Annotated in this window: 14 protein-coding genes and 1 pseudogene; 2 read left to right on the plus strand and 13 right to left on the minus strand. The window is 42.9% G+C overall.

The features are described from left to right. Nucleotides 1–81 precede the first annotated feature (81 nt). The 3 genes from AC5FX4_RS21845 to AC5FX4_RS21855 all read right to left on the minus strand — a co-directional run bounded on the left by AC5FX4_RS21845 (nucleotide 82) and on the right by AC5FX4_RS21855 (nucleotide 1,634). Entirely contained in the window at nucleotides 82–246 is a 165-nt protein-coding gene (locus AC5FX4_RS21845) for a hypothetical protein (protein ID WP_493608529.1), read from the minus strand. 206 nt (nucleotides 247–452) lie between these two features. After that, a complete protein-coding gene (locus AC5FX4_RS21850) occupies nucleotides 453–968 on the minus strand; it encodes a GNAT family N-acetyltransferase (RefSeq protein WP_493608530.1) in 516 nt (171 codons plus the stop codon). Between the two features lie 189 nt (nucleotides 969–1,157). Continuing rightward, complete coding sequence (locus AC5FX4_RS21855) at nucleotides 1,158–1,634, minus strand: GNAT family N-acetyltransferase (RefSeq protein ID WP_493608531.1); 477 nt, start codon at nucleotides 1,632–1,634, stop codon at nucleotides 1,158–1,160. A gap of 790 nt (nucleotides 1,635–2,424) precedes the next feature. Between AC5FX4_RS21855 and AC5FX4_RS21860 the strand changes: the two genes are divergently transcribed. Further along, nucleotides 2,425–3,702 carry a hypothetical protein gene (locus AC5FX4_RS21860; RefSeq protein ID WP_493608532.1) on the plus strand — a complete coding sequence of 426 codons (1,278 nt, stop codon included), beginning with the start codon at nucleotides 2,425–2,427 and terminating at the stop codon, nucleotides 3,700–3,702. Nucleotides 3,703–3,937: 235 nt separating this feature from the next. Here AC5FX4_RS21860 and AC5FX4_RS21865 read toward each other — a convergent pair whose 3' ends face one another. Beyond that, entirely contained in the window at nucleotides 3,938–5,260 is a 1,323-nt protein-coding gene (locus AC5FX4_RS21865; protein ID WP_493608533.1) for a hypothetical protein, read from the minus strand. Nucleotides 5,261–5,544: 284 nt separating this feature from the next. Between AC5FX4_RS21865 and AC5FX4_RS21870 the strand changes: the two genes are divergently transcribed. Next, a complete protein-coding gene (locus AC5FX4_RS21870) occupies nucleotides 5,545–6,666 on the plus strand; it encodes an ISAs1 family transposase (RefSeq protein WP_493608534.1) in 1,122 nt (373 codons plus the stop codon). A gap of 133 nt (nucleotides 6,667–6,799) precedes the next feature. Here AC5FX4_RS21870 and AC5FX4_RS21875 read toward each other — a convergent pair whose 3' ends face one another. From AC5FX4_RS21875 to AC5FX4_RS21915, 9 genes and pseudogenes are all read right to left on the minus strand, one after another. Further along, nucleotides 6,800–7,006: a hypothetical protein gene (locus tag AC5FX4_RS21875; protein ID WP_493608535.1), complete on the minus strand. Its 207-nt coding sequence runs from the start codon at nucleotides 7,004–7,006 to the stop codon at nucleotides 6,800–6,802. A gap of 611 nt (nucleotides 7,007–7,617) precedes the next feature. After that, nucleotides 7,618–8,592: a transposase gene (locus AC5FX4_RS21880; RefSeq protein ID WP_493608536.1), complete on the minus strand. Its 975-nt coding sequence runs from the start codon at nucleotides 8,590–8,592 to the stop codon at nucleotides 7,618–7,620. Nucleotides 8,593–8,685: 93 nt separating this feature from the next. Further along, nucleotides 8,686–9,501 (minus strand): annotated as a pseudogene (locus AC5FX4_RS21885) (transposase); the annotation flags it as partial. Nucleotides 9,502–9,906: 405 nt separating this feature from the next. Further along, nucleotides 9,907–10,881, minus strand: a complete 975-nt coding sequence (locus AC5FX4_RS21890; RefSeq protein ID WP_493608537.1) for a transposase — start codon at nucleotides 10,879–10,881, stop codon at nucleotides 9,907–9,909. 297 nt (nucleotides 10,882–11,178) lie between these two features. Then, nucleotides 11,179–11,709, minus strand: coding sequence for a hypothetical protein (locus AC5FX4_RS21895; protein WP_493608538.1), 531 nt, complete (start codon nucleotides 11,707–11,709; stop codon nucleotides 11,179–11,181). Between the two features lie 1,457 nt (nucleotides 11,710–13,166). Further along, nucleotides 13,167–14,105, minus strand: coding sequence for a hypothetical protein (locus AC5FX4_RS21900; protein ID WP_493608539.1), 939 nt, complete (start codon nucleotides 14,103–14,105; stop codon nucleotides 13,167–13,169). 374 nt (nucleotides 14,106–14,479) lie between these two features. Beyond that, a complete protein-coding gene (locus AC5FX4_RS21905) occupies nucleotides 14,480–14,827 on the minus strand; it encodes an eCIS core domain-containing protein (protein WP_493608540.1) in 348 nt (115 codons plus the stop codon). 128 nt (nucleotides 14,828–14,955) lie between these two features. Then, the gene (locus AC5FX4_RS21910) at nucleotides 14,956–15,936 is read right to left on the minus strand and encodes a Pvc16 family protein (RefSeq protein ID WP_493608541.1); all 981 of its coding nucleotides are present in this window, start codon (nucleotides 15,934–15,936) and stop codon (nucleotides 14,956–14,958) included. A gap of 33 nt (nucleotides 15,937–15,969) precedes the next feature. Further along, entirely contained in the window at nucleotides 15,970–17,928 is a 1,959-nt protein-coding gene (locus AC5FX4_RS21915) for an ATP-binding protein (RefSeq protein WP_493608542.1), read from the minus strand. Nucleotides 17,929–17,930: the final 2 nt, after the last annotated feature.

Here is a 17,930-nt window from a genome sequence, read left to right on the forward strand (position 1 = left end):
GCAATGTCATAAGATGTGGGGCTACTCAAACCTTGTTCAGCCCCATTATATTGAGTGCGTGAGAGATCAACCAATATTAGGCTAAACCCCCAACGTACGTTTTGAAGTATCCGAAGTCGTTCTTAATGACGTTTTACCCCTCGCTTCAGAGATAAACAAATCGCTATCGCCCCCCACTACAAGCAGTGCATTGTTATGCGATAGTTCTTTTAATTTTATCGATTTTACTGTTGGCTTTTTTTTCATTATTTTGGTCCTCTTAAATCAGAAGGCTGTTCATACTCGGCATGATTTACAACCGCACTTTGAACATTTTTTATTCAAGCCACAGCATGGTACTGAGTCAGATACTATTCCACAATCATAAAATTTAAGGAATTTTTCCCTAAAATAGAGTCTTTGTAGTAAATTGTTATTGGTAGAGAAAATATCCGCACGTGAGGGTAACTGCGTCAGAATATGCGCTGATGAACGCTCACAGTTCTTTTTTGCGCTCGAATTTCTATTGTTCGATCCTCAAGATACACTAATCCCATTTTTTTGATCACGGCTCTTGAACGTTCATTTTCAACAAAGTGTGTGGCTTCCAGACCCTTTAAACCACGCTGTTCTTTGTAAAATGAAACCAAACCTTGAACGGCCTCTGGCATAACCCCCTTACCCCAATAATCGAATCCTAACCAATAGCCAAGAGCGCCAATACCATCTGTTAACGTCACAAAGCTAACAGTTCCTATAATATCGTCATTACCCGCTTGAGTTATGGCATAAACAACGCCTTCGCCACGCTCAAACTTCGCCTGATGGGTGCTGATCCACTCAACTGCCATTTGTTCAGAGTAAGGGTAAGGAATATTTTTGGTCATTTCACTCACTCGCTTATCACCAGCAAGATAGGCAACACGAGCGGCGTCACTAAGCTGAAAAGCACGAAGTAGTAAACGTTCAGTAGAAATGGTTAATTGCATTATTTGTATTTCCTCACTTAGTTTTTTACTTAATCTGAGGTTTGGATAAGAAATAGATTAACTTTCCTTCTCATCTTGCCAGATAACAAGGCGAATTTACGTATTAATAGCGGGCTATTAGAAGTGAATTCAACGCAGTTAGCCTTGAAATTGACTGCTAGAAAAATATTCGTTATCCGAAGCATCAGGTTAGTAGGTCGATGGCTTCACCATGAAAATACAACCTTCTAGCGCTTCTTCATCAGGTACTTCGGTTATTGCAAAACCAAACTTTTCATATGCCTTAATCGCGCCTTGATTGTTTTCATACACAAACAATGAGCACTCACTCACACCCAACGACTGTAAACCTCTTTTACATAGAGCAAGCATTAATTGCTTCGCAATGCCACGCCCTCTTTGTGTTGGACTGACGACTAAACGCGCCAAATGGCATCGACCAGCGCGCAAATAATATTGCCCAAACGCCAAAAGCACACCGTCATTCGAGTGCAACACCAACGTATTTTCATCGGTAATATTTAATTTGCGCCTGAGTAATTGGTAATTCAATGGTAATACCACATTTGGGCCAGCCCACTGGGTCACTTCTTGCTGATTTGCAAACCAAGTGGTGAGTTGTCGTAAATGGGCGTTGGTGGCTATCGCAGTGTGCATATCAAACATCCTAAAACCTTTAAAATACCTATTTAAAAAACAAATGCAATGACCACCTTATCGCTAAATAACCTGAGGTTTCGATAAAAATAGATTAACTCACTGTTTTTAGGGCAAGTAATCACTTTTCTCTCTTATCTAGCCAGTTAATTTTAAGAATAACAAAGCAAATTTATGCAGTAATAGCGAGCTAAAAAACGTGCATTCAACGCAGTTAGCGTGAAAGCTGACTGCGAGAGAGATATTAGTTATCGAAAGCTCCGATTAATTTCCTAGCGCTTTTGAGCAAAAGCGGGATACATCAAAGCCAAAAAATCATTATTTCCTCTATTAATTTGAGGTATAGATATCGGCCCTATCAGCCTCTCTAGTGGCTTTTTATCTGCGTAAACTCGTTTATGCAATAGCGCATTACTGCTTGCCTTCATTATCTTTTTTTCCTAACTAAATTGTACCTAATTTGCATCATAAAATTGGTAGACGGCCACGTAAAATAGAAGTAAGCAATGAGTAACATAGGGCAAAACTATGGATTAAGCTGCATAAACTCAGCTCAGAGGCACACAAAATTCAGATCAAAAACACGACTCAACACAATCGCTTCTTAATGACGACTAAAGCGCCTATATACCACAAGCCGCGTCAACACACTTACAAACCAATTAAAATTAAATGGTTATATCGATTTAACGATAACTCCACGCCCATCATAAAAATAGGTACGAATATATTGACTCTCAACATTGTTATAATATAACATTTCAATAATGATATATTATAACATTTCAGGAACATCAAATTGAAAGCACACTTGTTACTTAGTTTTGTCTCACTGGTTGCCCTCGCAGGCTGTGGCTCAGACAAACATACACTCACTCCGATAAAACAAGAGAGCCACGAAGAGCAAGAGACCCCCGTTAGCAAACAGCCTGTTATCACGTTGCCGCAAGGGCGACTCGCTATTGCACATACTGATACCGTTTCCATTTACAATCTGGAAGATGGGCGCTTAGTTGAGTCATTAACAATGGCGTATCAAGAACTCACACTGGCAAGCAGTGCCCAAGGGCGGTATGTGCTGGCGATGTCACGCCAAAATGATCTGGTTCAATTCATAGATTCAGGTTTACACCTAGAAACAGCTCAAAATACGCAAAGCCTTCACCAAGATACGCCCCGCTTGCTCGGTTTTGAGCTTTACGACAGTAAGGCGACCCATTATGTACCGAGTACACAAAATGCATTACTATTTTTTGACGGCGATAAATACAGTGGTAAAGATGCAAGCTTTGCGTTACTTTCAGACACCAGCATTGAGAACAGTACAGTGCTTGCAAGCCATGATTACACAACCTATATGCATGGTACGGGGCAAGTTCGTGGAGAGTGGGTAATAGCCACATTGCGCGACCCACAAAGCGAAAGCTCGCTTCCAAGTTCAATTGCTTTATTTGAAAAGCATGGCGATCATTTTCACCAAGAGCAAACCTTTGAACATGCCTGCCCTCAATTACATGGCAGTATTCAAACTACATCTTACATCGCGTTTGCCTGTACTGACGGCATTGTAAAAGTAACGCAACAAGACGACACCTTTACATCGGAACATATCGCCAATACTGACGTATTACCCGAGGGCCATCGCATTGGCAAACTCATTGGCAGTCATAGCAATGCCCATGTGCTAGGTATAGCTAGAGGTCACTTCTACCATGTTGACTTAGCGCACAATGAAATTAGCGCTTTTAACTGGCAACCAGAAGGGGTTGAAAATTACTTAGCCTACGGAATAAGCGCAATCTCTCAAGACTTACTGATCCTAGACGAACAAGGTTATATCAACGTATTTGATAGTGAAAATAATTGGCAAGCCGCGGGGAGATTCAAAGCAATCGAGACAATTTCAACTGATGTACCAACACTGTTAATAAACAATCAGGCGTACGATGTGACTTACATAGTACACGACAAAGAAGTGATTTCATTGGATCTCAGTGCACAACAAGCCAACGTGCTTTTGACCTTAACTGAAACCACTGATTCTGCCGCTTGGACAGGCATTCCTGCAACAAATTAACCCCTCCCTTAACCATTTTGCGCTACCACTGGGTAGCGCGTTTTTTTGGTACAGGTTAAGATTTTGAGTGTTGCGGAGCGAGTTCGTGTGACAGTGAGTTCAAGCGATTCAGTTCAAGTGACTGTCCATTCGCATACTCTAACCTTTTGATCAGATAGATAAAAGGTAGGAAGCGGGTAATTAATAAGCAAATAAAGGTAGGGGTCTTGATTACCTCCGTAGATTATCTACTACGTCACCGTCCTTTTTTCTTCTTTGCATTATTTTTTTTCTTGCTCCTTGCTGTCCTACCGCTTCCATGTGCAGTAGAGACGACTTTCTCGGTGAACCAAGCTTCTATATTCTCCGAACCGGTCAATATCTTAACAAGGTTCGGTCTAGTTGGTAGGCTGGATAGCTTATCGGGCACCGCAAGCTTTCGAATAAAATTTTGATACGCAGACGCGACGGTTTCATAGTTATCAATCACTTCCCTAAGTTTTTTCATATACCTGCTTTCAATATGATTAGTTAAATGTGTCGCTTTATAAACCACACCCTCATTGAATTTCTGTGTTTGGACATCCGAATCAATAGCTTCATAAATCAACGATACAGCTTGCTCATCAGGTAATTGAATCTTCAGCTCATTATACGACTCCTCTTCCGAGTTACTAATAAACTCAAAGTAATCCTTAGCACTCCCAGTAAAATCCTCAAATATCCCGGCTGTTAGTTCATTGTGACGAGTTAAGGCGACTCTAAATTCGTGTATTAAATCTAGATAGACACCGTCGCTCTCTACTGCGGTAGGCGAATAATTACTCGTAACCTGAGCATACTGCTCTACCAAGTGCCGCTTTATCAAAAACTCTTTCACCAGATTATTAAACTTTCCAATGATTTTCGCAGTATGACTCATGGCTTGGTCTACTTCGTTTTCCTCTTGTTCACGTAAGCCTTCGTGTAATTCAAGCTCTTGTGCTCTTCCTAATGACTCTGGACCGTTCTGTTCTTCCATCTCACTATTCGAATCTCCTCTCGTGGATAGCGTTTCACCTACATCCCACCCCATCGTCCTGTTCAATTCTAGCGCTCTAAAAAGTGTGAGTCGTTGCTCAAACTCATACCCATGGGGGTTCAACTGCTGATTAACTTTGCCCCCCTGATACACAACCGAACCTAAAGTCGCACTGCCATCCTCATACTCATGAATATGAAACTCAAACATATCCGTACTACTTCCGAATTTAAAGTTGCATCTGTAAATAGCCAGGTTTACCTCAGTCGTAAATCTTCCAGCCTTCTTATTCCCCGTATCTTTAATTCGCGTCACTTTTAGATATTCAGGTGCCTCAAAAGCCATATTAAGCATGTTAACTACCCTTTGTTCAACCTCGCTATAATGGTCAAACCTCGACGAGTTATTCATTGGAGGAACATACCTTCCGGGCATACGTTGAACTGAAATGGTTGTAGGTGTCTGCCGCGAAGGCGTTCCATTTTGACACGAAGTCACGGATTTTTTATGTGCCATATTAGGCGCATAAGTCGGTTGCGGAACTTTACTCTTATACATTATTTCTCCTTATTGCCTGAAGTTAAACGTGTAGTGGCACTTTTATCAGCACGGTTTGTTGCTTGCTGCAATGTGGTCACGTAAACCCCATTTGGGCTTACGTATAAAAGAGTGGAAACACAGAGACAAATGAAAAAAATATTTAGACAGCCATAATAAAATTATCACTGTGGCTGTCTTTCATTTTAAGGTAAACATGATGGCGGGGCCAGGGTAAGATCATGAACTTTACCTTGACATAATTTTATGATCTTATACTGCTTTTCAGATTAAGCAGCACAATTATGTCAGCCAATACTTTGTTCGAACACTTTTCTTCAATTGATGACCCACGCCAGCAAGGCAAAGTACAACATACATTGTTCGATATTCTGTTTCTAACTATCAGTGCCGTGATCGCAGGTTGCCAAGGTTGGGAAGAAATTGAAGAGTTTGCCCATGACAAGCTATCTTGGTTACGTAAATTTATAGCACTATCGAACGGTGTGCCTCGGCATGACACGATTGCAAGGGTTATAAGCCGTATCGATATGACCCAGTTTCAAGCCAGTTTTTCTCAATGGATGCACAGCTGTAGTGAACTCACAGACGGCAGTGTGGTTGCCATTGATGGAAAAAGGCTAAAAGGTTCATTTAAACAGCCAGATAGAAAAGATGCTATCCACATTGTCAGTGCGTTTGCCTGTGAAAATGGTGTTACGTTAGGTCAATGCAAGACCGACTCGAAGTCCAATGAAATCACCGCAACCCCAGAGTTGCTACAGTTACTAGAGCTAAAAGGTTGCTTAGTAACGATTGATGCGATGGGCTGCCAAAAGGAGATTGCGAAGCAAATTATAGAAAAAGAAGCAGATTATTTGCTGGCTCTCAAAGCCAATCAGGGCAACTTATTTGAACAAGTGAAACAACTCTTGCAACCAGAAATCACACGCCAAATAGCGAATGACAGCCTACTAAGTGAAGTAGATTATCAACGAGGTCGAGAAGAATTCAGAGCGGCTGTTGTCTGTCATGAAATGGCTCAAATACCCGCAAGAGCTGGCTGGCCCAATTTACAAAGTGTAGGCGTGATAGTGTCTTATCGTAAATCGGATAACCAAAAGCAAGGTGAATTAACCTATCGATATTACATAAGTTCAGCGAACTTGAGTGCGCAAAGACTAGCTGAAGCCACGCGAGCACATTGGTATATTGAGAACAGTCTTCATTGGTGTTTGGATGTGGCGATGAATGAAGATGGTTGCCGTATACGCCGCGGCGGAGCAGCAGAAGTGTTGGCTGGTGTAAGACATATTGCATTGAATTTATTAAAGAAAGAGACATCCTTTAACAAAGGTGTACGCGCTAAACAGCTAAAAGCAGCTAGAAACGAGTGCTATCTAGAAAAGGTATTGAATAGCAAGTGATTTTTCATGCTCTTGCCCTGATGGCGGGGCTTATTGATGATATTTTTCTAGCTAAGAAGCCGAGCATAGTAGGGCACGGCTTTAATTCATATACTGCTCTCAGTTTAGTTAATATACTTTAATGCGAAAGTAGTTAGCAGCATTGTGAGTTATAAGTGATTCTTGCACATGCAGAGGCACAAGTTGCCGCGGCTGTTTTTACTCCATCAGCTCCATCTTCCCCGTCTTCCCCGTTTCTACCACCTGTTCCAGCCGCAATTAATTTTGTAGCTTTACCAGAAAGCAGATTGTCAGACATATTCAAAGATTTTAATGATTTTTTGTTCAATCTAAGTTTCATAACATTTCCTATTGTTTTAATAAATAATCCACTTTGGATACAATATACCGTACATTTAAATAGTCCCCTTTACAAGTACAAAGTTATTAAAAAAGCTTAGCAATAAATAAACAAGACTAAATAAAAAACAAAATAAACAAGACAGCCATAATTAAATTATCAACAAATGAGCCTATAAACGCAGTTTGACATTCTCACGCCAACACCACTTGCTCATTGTTAATTTTTGTTTCATGCGAGATTTTAGGGCTAAATTGCACAGAGCTAGGCGTGATTTTGTCTACTTATTCAGCATCATTCGGTTTTTCTTACACCGTTAGGGTTGTAGAGTGATTTATGCGAGTAGCTTCTCACAATGGCTGATGCCAGTTCGCCGTTTTACTTCTAAATGTGCGTAGTAGTAAACAAAATAAACAAGACAGCCATAATTAAATTATCAACAAATGAGCCTATAAACGCAGTTTGACATTCTCACGCCAACACCACTTGCTCATTGTTAATTTTTGTTTCATGCGAGATTTTAGGGCTAAATTGCACAGAGCTAGGCGTGATTTTGTCTACTTATTCAGCATCATTCGGTTTTTCTTACACCGTTAGGGTTGTAGAGTGATTTATGCGAGTAGCTTCTCACAATGGCTGATGCCAGTTCGCCGTTTTACTTCTAAATGTGCGTAGTAGTCATCAAGCTTGTTGGGCCGCCCTACAGCGCCTTTAAAAACTCGGGTAAATTGCGTGGTGAGTTTTAGCCAGTTTTCAGGGGCAATGTTTAATCGCTCTAAAATAGGCAATGTGTGCTGCTCTATATGTCCGCGTTTATCTTCTCGCATGCAGCGGCCGGTTAGTTCAACTAACTCTAGGTAAGACTTTAATTCGAAAGGGAGCCCTTTGGGCATGTGTTTTCTGGGGCTGCCTGCAAAGCGAGCGAGTTGCTTAGGTTGTTTTGCATCTTTGGCAGCTTTAATGCGCTTTTGCACACTAGTGTGGTCAGAGTCTTCTGGTGTTTTTGCCATCTTCGCTCTGATGGGGTTTAAATCAACATACGCCATACAGGCTGCCAAGGCTGCTTCATCTAAAAGCGCTTGAGATTTAAAGCGCCCTTCCCAAAAACGACCTGTGCAGCTATCTTCTTTATTCGCTTTTCTGGCAATATCCTCATTGAGGACGCGCATAAACCAACTGATATCCGCCAATCGCTCCCGATAATCAGCAATGGTGCGATTTAAAATGAATTGCTGCCCCTTATCCAGCTTATCGCCTTGAAGAAACTTCTGCGTAAGTAGCGTGCCTTTAAATAACTTGTGCCAGCGAATAAGTATGGCTTTATCGCTCAACCGCTGGGCTTTTTTATCATCCACATACAACACAATATGCGTGTGATTACTCATCACTGCATAAGCACACACATCAATGCAAAATACTTTGGCAAGCGCTAAAAGCTTGTCCTCTACCCATTGCCTGCGGTGCTCATAGCTTTTACCGGTTAACGTGTCATCCCCACACAAAAATGCACGGCGAACACACCGCGAAATACAGTGATAATACTTCGTATCAACCAAACTTACCTGTCTCTTACGTGCCGTTGCCATGACAAATGCCTACCTTTTAATCAGATAGATAAAAGGTAGGCAATGAATGAAAAACAAGCAAATAAAAGTGGGTGTCTTGATTGTTTTTGCTTATCGCTCTAAAATAGGCAATGTGTGCTGCTCTATATGTCCGCGTTTATCTTCTCGCATGCAGCGGCCGGTTAGTTCAACTAACTCTAGGTAAGACTTTAATTCAAAGGGGAGTCCTTTGGGCATGTGCTTTCTGGGGCTGCCTGCGAAACGGGCGAGTTGCTTGGGTTGTTTTACATCTTTGGCAGCTTTAATGCGCTTTTGAACGCTAGTGTGGTCAGAGCCTTCTGGTGTTTTTGCCATCTTCGCTCTGATGGGGTTTAAATCAACATACGCCATACAGGCTGCCAAGGCTGCTTCATCTAAAAGCGCTTGAGATTTAAAGCGCCCTTCCCAAAAACGACCTGTGCAGCTATCTTCTTTATTCGCTTTTCTGGCAATATCCTCATTGAGGACGCGCATAAACCAACTGATATCCGCCAATCGCTCCCGATAATCAGCAATGGTGCGATTTAAAATGAATTGCTGCCCCTTATCCAGCTTATCGCCTTGAAGAAACTTCTGCGTAAGTAGCGTGCCTTTAAATAACTTGTGCCAGCGAATAAGTATAGCTTTATCGTTCAACCGCTTGGCCTTTTTATCATCCACATACAACACAATATGCGTGTGATTACTCATCACCGCATAAGCACACACATCAATGCAAAATACTTTGGCAAGCGCTAGCAGTTTGTCTTCTACCCATTGCCTGCGATGTTCATAGCTTTTGCCTGTTATCGTGTCATCTCCACACAAAAATGCACGGCGAACACACCGCGAAATACAGTGATAATACTTCGTATCAACCAAACTGACCTGTCTCTTACGTGCCGTTGCCATGACAAATGCCTACCTTTTAATCAGATAGATAAAAGGTAGGCAATGAATAAAAAATGAGCAAATAAAAGTGGGTGTCTTGCTTCATTCGTCTTTAATCAGATTAATAAAAGATAGGCAATGAATGAAAAGTGAGCAAATAAAAGTGGGTGTCTTGATTAATTTTTGATTAATTTTTCAAAATGCACGGCGAACACACCGCGAAATACAGTGATAATACTTCGTATCAACCAAACTCCCCGTGTCTTTCACGCGCTATTGCCATAACGATTGCCTACCTTTTAATCAGATAACTAAAAGGTAGGCAATGAATGAAAAATAAGCAAATAAATATGGGTGTCTTGATTAATTCGTCTACTTGTTCAGCATCATTCGGTTTTTCTTACACTGTTAGGGTTGTAGAGTGATTTATGCGAGTAGCTTCTCACAATGGCTGATGCCGGTTCGTCGTTTTACTTCTAAATGTGCGTAGTAGCTATCAAGTTTATTAGGTCGCCCTACTGCACCTTTAAAAACTCGGGTAAATTGCGTGGTGAGTTTTAGCCAGTTTTCAGGGGCAATGTTTAATCGCTCTAAAATAGGCAATGTGTTCTGCTCTATGTGTCCGCGCTTGTCTCCTCGCATGCAGCTTCCGGTCAGTTCAACTAACTCTAGGTAAGACTTTAATTCAAAGGGGAGTCCTTTGGGCATGTGCTTTCTGGGGCTGCCTGCAAAGCGAGCGAGTTGCTTAGGTTGTTTTACATCTTTGGCAGCTTTAATGCGCTTTTGAACGCTAGTGTGGTCAGAGCCTTCTGGTGTTTTTGCCATCTTCGCTCTGATGGGGTTTAAATCAACATACGCCATACAGGCTGCCAAGGCTGCTTCATCTAAAAGCGCTTGAGATTTAAAGCGCCCTTCCCAAAAACGACCTGTGCAGTTATCTTCTTTATTCGCTTTTCTGGCAATATCCTCATTGAGGACGCGCATAAACCAACTGATATCCGCCAATCGCTCCCGATAATCAGCAATGGTGCGATTTAAAATGAATTGCTGCCCCTTATCCAGCTTATCACCTTGAAGAAACTTCTGCGTAAGTAGCGTGCCTTTAAATAACTTGTGCCAGCGAATAAGTATGGCTTTATCGTTCAACCGCTGGGCTTTTTTATCATCCACATACAACACAATATGCGTGTGATTACTCATCACTGCATAAGCACACACATCAATGCAAAATACTTTGGCAAGCGCTAAAAGCTTGTCCTCTACCCATTGCCTGCGGTGCTCATAGCTTTTACCGGTTAACGTGTCATCCCCACACAAAAATGCACGCCTAACACACCGTGAAATACAATGATAATACTTCGTATCAACCAAACTGACCTGTCTCTTACGTGCCGTTGCCATGACAAATGCCTACCTTTTAATCAGATTAATAAAAGATAGGCAATGAATGAAAAGTGAGCAAATAAAAGTGGGTGTCTTGATTAGTTACCCTAGTTGAAAAGTAGTATGAAGCAAGTGACTTGACCCCTTTAGACTTTTGTGAAGCAAGTGACTTGACCCCTTTCTCTTACTTTCTCTTAATTTTTTAGACTAATTATTTTATGAAGCACGTGACTTGACCCCAATGACCCTTATGAAGCAACTACCTTTTCCTGCGTCGGTTTTATTATGCACGAAATTTGGCTCATACATGGTTAGTTACAAGCCATAGTCCTGCCTAGCCATCCCCACACCCATTACTACATTTTTTAAACTTCTCGCATCCAAATACATCGATCTAAGATGTTTCGTAAGACGTTGCTCTTCCGCCAATAACACGTTTCGTAGAGCTCTTACGTTCGCTGGGTCCAATGTCCCCTCATGCACCTCCCGACTCTTGTTTCTATATGCATGTGCATTTACTCCTATACCACCACCTAACGCTACACTAGCGTGCAGCCCTCGGTTTTTCCCTATATTCGAAGGGAAAACCTGTTCTAAGTCTCCATCTTTTACCCACCGTTTTTGCAACGTCCCATTCCCAACCTGGTTATGTAGATCACTGCTAAAATAGGTGCAGTGCACCCACGTCGGAACCCCGTTGATAGTAATGTTGGTCCCAGGGTGATAGATACGAGCGCTCCCCCCACCACGTGTTATATAGTTTGGTACTAGTTCAGCTTCTGACAACCCAGCGTCTAATTCATTCGTTATGTTGTTAGTTAACGTATTTAGGTCACTTGTAGTCACAACAGTAGACGGACCCAAGTTAGGTATACGCCGTAAAGCTTCCCTTTTTGTTCTGTCCTTAGTCTGCGGTCCTGTTTTACGTTCCACACAACCCACGAAACTAACCCAACTTGGAGCACCTGCCACCCTAGTCGGAGCAGTCCCTCCCAGTGTACCGCCAGCAGCCGTTCTAGCTGGAGCAGCCGCCCCCCTTGTCGTTGAACCGTTCATATATTGTATTACGTCACACCTCTCTGATAATTTTCTATTGTTTTCGTACATAATTAATTTACCTCATTTTTCAATAAGCAAAGGGGTCAGCAATAAGCAAAGGGGTCAAGTCACTTGCTTCACAATACCCTAACTAAAGTAAAGCAAGTTCACTTGATGCAAACGCACTAGCGTTTGCCCCAAATTACTGTTTAACCCTTTTACTATTACTTGTTTTAAATTTATATTTACCCCACCTTTGGTCCACGCCAACCAGTGTTTTATGTACTTAGCGATGCGCTGTATGGTGGCACCTTGCTCATAAAGCTGCTTAAGTTTACTAAAGTGGTTAGCCCAGGTTTTCCAAGCGAGAAAAGAAAAAGGGGTCAAGAAAAGAAAAAGGGGTCAAGTCGCTTGCTTCACAATACCCTAACTAAAATAAAGCAAGTTCACTTGATACGAACGCTCTAGCGTTTGCCCCAAATCACTATTTAACCCTTTTGCTATTTCTTTTTTTAAATTTATATTTACCCCGCCTTTGGTCCACGCCAACCAGTGTTTTATTTACATTAGCGATGTGCTGAGTTCTCGCACCTTGCTCATAAAGCAGCTTAAGTTTACTAAAAGGTTTTCCAAGCGAGGAATAACCAAAAGGGAGCAGGATGCTTGATTCTCAATCCCATCAACAATACCAGATAGCCGACTGGCAAATGCTTCTCGCCGTCGTGTAATTTTCTGAACTGATGCATGATAAAACTCATTGAGCCGCTGTGCCCGAAATTAAAAACTAACCATATTAGCAAGCCTTTCATCTAGCACTGCCAGACAAAGTTCATTGTCTTGTGACGTCTTGCAAAATGTTTACTGGTTTTTTGTAACGTTGGCAATTTTTGGAAGTGGTGCTCGGTAGAAAATCTTGAAAGCACTGAGAATCAGGACTAGGTGGTCGACGCGATCGACATATTACTTTACCTTTAGTTAATCAATATTATGAAGCAAGCGACTTGACCCCTTATTTTCACTCATTTTACTTCTCTTTAGTTGGAAAGTATTATGAAGCAAGTGACTTGACACCTTTTAGTTCTTTTTTATCAGTCACCTTTCTTTAACCCTAGTTGAAAAGTAGTGTGACCCATGTCACTTGACCCCTCTTTTGTCCCTTCTTTAACTCTAGTTGAAAAGTAGAGTGAACCAAGTTACTTTACCCCTTTTTTTATCTAAATCTTGATACTAATCCATTTTTAGCTATTAATTTTGATTTTCAGTTACTACTTAATGCCCGCCACTTTAGTTTTCAGGCCATCTGTCATCAGTTTATCAACTCCGATGAACTTTAAGTGCCCCATTAGTTGAGGACCATTCTTAAAGGAGCCAGCTACTGACCGCGTGGCCGGAATTTCCTCGGCTGACATCTTAGTCCCTCCATTGGCGGTCACATCAATGCTCTCGGCGATTATGTTAGGTATCTTTACGGATTTACCAATTAATGATTTATTTTTAATAGGACACTGAGTTAGTTCAGCTACTCGGTCATGCATTACATCAACAGTAGCCTTACCCTGTCCAACCTTGATAGTCAGATTTGCAGGAGTAGGCATCTCACTTACCGTTGTTTCAATCTTCTTATATGTCAAATTATTCAAATCAGCAGACATCGCCACTATGTTTGTCCACCCATCTACTTTATCGGCAGTATCGCTTGTAGAGCCTTTCCCTAGTAAAGAGTGACTTATCAGGTGCCCCCCTTGATAGTACGGCTGCATCCCAAGATGAAGTAGCGCCTGCTGTCGCCCAGCTCGACCAACATGTCCTGTCACAGTCCCGTTCCTGTCGAATACTGTGGGTCCATCATTCCTATAGGTACCTGTTACTTTGTCGATGCGATTCAAATCTTTACTAGCTTTTGGTAATATCCCATCCAGGGCTTCGCTCACAGTCATACCTTTCGGGTTCTTCCCAAAATCTTTTATCTCATCTATCTCCTCCAGGTAAGCTACTTTTGGAGAATCCACTTTCTCGCAGACACTTTTAAAGTTAGTTATTTTCATCTGGCTACAAGTAGTGGTCCTTTTTTCCCGGTACCCATCATTCGTTATTTCTCTATTACTCACCTCCTTTGTAACCTTAGTCTTGCTCTTGTTCTGAACAACAGAATTTCCAAAGGTCGTGTTCATCTGCCCTTCCGGCTTAACTTTTAGTGCATACATATCTCAAACCATCCTTAAATCTGACTTTAATCGTTGAAAAGCAAACGAAAAGGTCTCAAGCACATTGCTTCACACTATCCTAACTAAAGTAAAGCAAGTGCACTTTATACAAACGCATTAGTGCTTGCCCCAAATCACTGTTTAACCCTTTAAAACGAAAAGGGGTCAAGCCCCTCGTTTCACAATCTTCTAACTAAAGTAAAGCAAGTTCACTCGATGCAAACGCACTAGCGTTTGCCCCAAATCACTGTTAAACCCTTTTTCTATAAAATAAAAAGGGGTCAAGTCGCTTGCTTCACAAGATCCTGACCTGCGTCAGGATGACGGTATAGTAAGTCAGGATGGCGCTAGAAAAACAAGCAATCAGATCCCTTTTACCCCAATCTTGCCGCCTTCGCCCCCATAATATCTGCCTCTCGTTCTAGGCCTGCATTGTCATTCACCGCCATGCCGCCAATGGAGGTGGTGGGTTTTACCCGTCCTTGTTTTTGCTGCACTACGTGCCATGCTTCGTGGGCCACATGCTGTTGCTGTCCGGGGGCAACGTAAATGTTGCTGCCTTGAGTATACGCGTGCGCCTGCACCGTCGCGGGTTTAGAGGAATTGTAATGGACCTTTACATCTGACATATCCATGCCGGAGAGGCCCTCAATGCCGTTTTTTACTTTATCGGGTAAACCCGTATTGTTAGGCTTGCGTTGTTTGGTTGCATATTGATACATAAGCGTTCCTAAATTGTTGATTGGGTCGAGCGCACAATCTGTGCGTTGTTTTTACCGTTGATGAGCCGTTGTTGCGCCAGTCGTTAAATCGCTTTTTTGGCTAAGCAAGCAGAGGTTTAAAGGTAACGTTAATCCACTTGTCCATGCCAAACTACGGCCGCTGGCCATGCATTGTCTGAACTATCTAGCACAGTGATGTTCTCTCCTGTGGGCATTGGAGATGCATCGCGCAGTTGCACTTCACTTGCCACACCAATCTCGTACTCACCTGCTGGTAAGTCGTATATAAAATAGTGACCATCTTGATTGATGTTGTAACTATCCACGGTGTCATCACTCTTTTTTATAAAAATACGGTGGTCTTGCGGGTACTTGTTATCAGCAAAAGCAATGATACCTACCACCGACATGCGGCTTTGTTCATAGGCATTGTCTTTGTTATTAGCAAGTAGGTCGTCTTCGCTGAGCCCTTGGCGCACCGCACTATTGGCAAACTTTTTATATTCAGAACGAATGTTTTTAACTTGCGGCATGCGCGTGTCAACGTCTTGCCAAACGTCCACTGGCATTACAATATTAAGCTGAATAATGGGTTTAGGTCGCGAGCCCAATGCGCTCCAGAACTCGCCTTGACTGCCCATATCAATCGGGTCGTCAAGCAAAGAGATCTCTACTTGAAAAGGGCTTGGTTCAAATTCAGGGTCTGCTACTTTTAACACACTGTGAGGCACATGGGTAAAACGCCCCAAGCTTTGAATGAGGTTCGATAACCAAAAGCTTTCAGTATTGAGTGCATCGCTTGCATCGCTTGATTTGCTCCACACCGACACAATGTAATGCAGGTTAATAAAACGCGGGCGATAAACCATATCCATCATACCTTGGCTATCGACACTGGCAACGCGCATGGTTTCGCTTTGTCGGCGCTCTAAATTGTCGGTAATACGATTTAAATAGACATTAATCACCGGCTTGCTCGGCAAAGCGGCCACAAATTCGGCGTCGGGCACATCAAAGCGTATATCTGCCAAATCGCTCTGTTGTAAGGTATGTTTGCGGATCATGTGCTCCACAATACGATTAGCAATATGAAAAGCGCTGTAATTCATAATCTTCCTTAAAAATACTCTATTTGAGGTGAGCTATTTTGATAACGCCCATTGCTTAAGCCAGTGCTCAACCATGGTGTTGCCATCTTGCTTTTGGTATTCACGGTGTGCGCCTGCTGCGATATGGGCCTTGCTCAACTGTGTGGTTTGCTCGGCGGTTGCCAGTAGCATGGCGTGGCGTACACAATTTTTAATTTGTGCGGCTGAAAACACTAAGCGCTGTGCCAGTTGCTTAAGCTCTATGTCGGCACTGTAGCTAAAGTGACCTTTGAGCATTGACTGCCAAAGCGCCAGCCTGTGTGGTTCATCGGGCAGGGTAAACTCAACACTTTGGCTTAAACGCCGTAAAAAGGCGTCGTCGATATTACCTTTAAAGTTGGTCGCCAAAATCAATACCCCGGTAAATCGCTCGATGCGCTGTAACAAATAGCTCACCCCAAGGTTGGCATTTTTATCGTGGCTGCTTTCTACTTCGCTACGCTTGGCAAATACCGCGTCGGCCTCATCAAAAAACAATACGCTGTGTTGGCGCTCTGCCATATCAAATAACTGCGCAAGGTGTTTTTCAGTTTCGCCAATCCATTTGCTGGCAATGTTAGCCAAATTGACTTTATACAAAGGTAAGTGCAGCCGTTTTGCTAGTACTTCTGCGGCCATGGTTTTACCTGTACCCGGGCGGCCCCAAAATAGTGCAGAGGTGCCGCTTTCAAGTTCAACCCCCTGCGACTCCAACGCATAACGGTGTTCAAAGCGCATCACCAATTCGTTTAATTGGGCATGCCCGTCGGCACTTAGAATAAGGTCATGTTGCTCAAAACGCGGGGTAATGCGTGTTGCCAATTCGCCAAGCTGGCGAGCACTGTGTGCTACACAAGCCAACAGTACCTCATTGCTTGTAATAGGCTGTTGAGATGCAGATGTTACTACAGCGTTGACCAAAGCACGTAATTGCGCTGGGGTCATAGGGTAGTGATAGCACACTTGCTGGTAATTAATATCCACGATTTGATCAGGCGCACTGTAAGCGACGAACATGGCTTGCAGTATGTTTGCCAGCTCGATGTGTGATCCTAAGCTCAGCTCATAACTGCTGTTTGCGATATCTTGCAAGCGCAATGGCAACACAAATGGCGCGTTGTCCGCTAAGTACAATCGACCACCACTTTGGCTAAGCCAATCAGCACAAATACGCACCAGCTCAGGGGCATCATTCAGTAACTGCTGGCCTTGTGGCCAGTATAAGTCGCCGCCTTGGCATAGCAACAAACGTAACACGTCGCTCAGTACAAGGTGTTTGTCGGTAAATTGTGCAAACTTACTGTGGTTCATCACATATAAAGGGCGCTGCCCACTGAGTTGCAGTGCGGCGCTTTTTTTTCCTATACCCGCTTCACCAATGACGCTTATAACCTGAATTGATTGCTCTGGCAGTTTTGCAATGTTTGCCACCAAGGTGTGCTTTGGTGGCTCTAATAAGGTTACGCACTCGTTTACATCGCTATGTGCTATGGCACCGGCAAAGTAGCTCAGCAGTTCAGCGCTTGGCATTAGCATGGGGTCCCCCAGTTGTGTGTGCGCTTGTATCTGCAGCACTTGCCATTTAAACACCGGCAAGTGTTGCATGCTGGCCCGTAATTGCGCGCGCTGCGCCCTATCATCACTGACAAAGTACAACAGCAGCTCCAGTGATATGCCATTGGCTGAGGAGCTACCTTGCAGGCGCTCTATCGGGTAGCGCGCGCGTTCATCAAAACGCGGCAGCAAGCACAATAAGCACAGTGCCAACTGCGGCGCATCTAAATTAAAGCGCTGTGCAAAAGTGCTCAGTTCATCCTGTGCCAATAATGGCGCAATATGGGTATGTACTCGCTCGTTCCAGTGCTGCACAGCGGCTTGGTATGCCTCATCACTGGTGTCTACATCAGCAATGCGCAGGGTATATAAACTGTCGAGTAACTCACTCAGTGGCGTTAAATATGTATGAATATTCATAG

The sequence above is a fragment of the Pseudoalteromonas sp. ATL1 genome (genome assembly GCF_058933015.1).